A 2,011-nucleotide genomic window follows, 5' to 3' on the forward strand; every position below is an offset into this window, starting at 1 on the left:
GCGCTCATGCAGGGCAGTCTACAGCCCCGAGGTTAACGTGACAGCACCGGGCAAAGCTTTTCCTCGAAAAAGCAACCTCAACGCCAGCCGAGTGCCGGCGCTACATGAGTAAGAATCGCCTCAAGAACATGGGCGTTATAAGCGACCCCCAGTTGATTCGGGACTGTCAACAGCAGGGTATCAGCCTCAGCAATGGCCTCATCCCCCCGGAGCTGCTCTATCAACACGTCCGGCTCAGCCGCATAGCTACGCCCGAAAATCGCCCGCGTCGTCTCATCGAGCATGCCGATATGGTCCGCATCCTTTTGCCCCCCGAAATAGGCGCGATCCATGTCGTTCACCAGCGCGAAAATACTGCGACTGACGGAAACACGAGGGGCATGCGTATGACCAGCTTCCGCCCAGGCTGCTCTGTATGCGCGAATCTGACGAGCCTGCTGAATATGAAACGGTTCGCCCGTCTCATCATCCTTGAGCGTCGAACTCTGCAGGTTCACTCCCATTTTCGCAGCCCAAATGGCAGTCGCGTCCGAACCTGATCCCCACCAGATGCGGTTTCGTAACCCTTCGGAGAAAGGTTCAAGCCTTAACAGACCGGGCGGGTTAGGAAACATCGGACGCGGACTGGGGGTTGCGAACCCATTTCCTTTGAGCAGTTCGAGAAACACCTCGGCATGCTGTCGCCCCATGTCGGCGTCGCTCTGCCCATCGTTTGGTTGATAGCCAAAATGCCGCCACCCATCGACAACCTGCTCAGGAGATCCACGACTGATCCCTAATTGCAGGCGTCCCCCGGAAATCAGGTCAGCCGCCCCCGCATCTTCGGCCATGTAAAACGGGTTTTCATAGCGCATGTCGATGACTGCAGTGCCAATTTCGATGCGGGTAGTCCGGGCTGCAACCGCCGCCAACAAGGGAAAGGGCGAGGCAAGTTGGCGGGCAAAATGATGGACACGGAAATAGGCTCCGTCCGCTCCCAACTCCTCCGCCGCCACTGCGAGTTCGATCGATTGCAGCAAAACGTCAGCGGCCGAACGCGCTTGAGATTGCGGCGAGGGCGTCCAGTGACCAAAAGAGAGAAAACCGATATTTTTCATGGCTGGATATTCCAATCGAGTTTCTCCCCCTCTGATATAGCAGCGACGAAAGGCTGTCGCATAATTCGTGAGTGAAAGTGTCCGATAAAGGCTGTATCGCAAGACTTCGATGCCATATCTGGTCTGAGTGAGGTGCCGCCACGAACTAGGCCCCGACCCCATCGGCAGTAAGTGCCGCGCGCGCTCATCCATCGTCGCCTTTCTTACCGAAAGCTAACAGGCGTCTTAATCACTGCCGAACTGAACCCCCTGAGTCTTACCGAGCTCCAGGACTCAGCTGCTGCTCCGGCTTATTCTCCGCGCCGCCTTTTTTTGAGAGAACCTAGGCTTAGCAACATCCACCGATTTCCACGTCATAAAAAGACTGGAATTTGTCGATATCGACGCTTTCGTTGGCCACCATTTTTGCTGCTCGTCTCCCAGACGCTTTCGCACGCAGCCCGCTATCTGTCTGGGGTTTTATATACACCTTGATGAGGCGCCATTCACCGGCGTATTAGCGAGGGTAGATCAACTGCGGCGGCATATCCTTGTAAAGGATACGATCGCAACACTGCGGTCACGAAAAAATCCGCGTCGATCATAATGATTGACCTCCATACTTTCATTTTATTTTAAAGGGATATTTTTTATATCGCTCTTTGGTGGCGGCAAAAAGGGCATTGCTTAATGCAGGGAAGGCTGCGGCAGTCCCAACCTCTCCTATCCCCCCAGGCTCCTCTCCACTGTTAACGATATGCACCTCAACATGAGGGGTCTCATTAATTCTCATCAAGCGATAATTGTGAAAATTACTTTGTTCTATTCTCCCTCCCTCAAAAGTAACCTCTCCATAAAGCGCGGCTGTAAATCCAAAAAGCAGGCCGCCTTCGATCTGCGCGACCAGTGTATCCGGGTTCACGGCCATTCCGCAG

The 2,011-nt window shown here is 54.3% G+C and carries 2 protein-coding genes; both read right to left on the reverse strand.

The genetic code is table 11. The features are described from left to right. Positions 1 to 77: 77 nt before the first annotated feature. Positions 78 to 1,097, reverse strand: coding sequence for an LLM class flavin-dependent oxidoreductase (locus HK28_RS13340; protein ID WP_086645025.1), 1,020 nt, complete (start codon positions 1,095 to 1,097; stop codon positions 78 to 80). A 604-nt stretch (positions 1,098 to 1,701) separates the two neighbouring features. Continuing rightward, a partial coding sequence (locus tag HK28_RS13345) for a molybdopterin cofactor-binding domain-containing protein (protein WP_143217434.1) occupies positions 1,702 to 2,011 on the reverse strand: 310 nt, incomplete at its 5' end.

It is taken from the genome of Acetobacter sp. DsW_063, assembly GCF_002153745.1.
Lineage (GTDB): Bacteria > Pseudomonadota > Alphaproteobacteria > Acetobacterales > Acetobacteraceae > Acetobacter.

Excerpts from the sequence above, each read along its gene's own strand:
- HK28_RS13340 (WP_086645025.1), bottom strand. The coding sequence starts at position 1,097 with ATGAAAAATATCGGTTTTCTCTCTTTTGGTCACTGGACGCCCTCGCCG.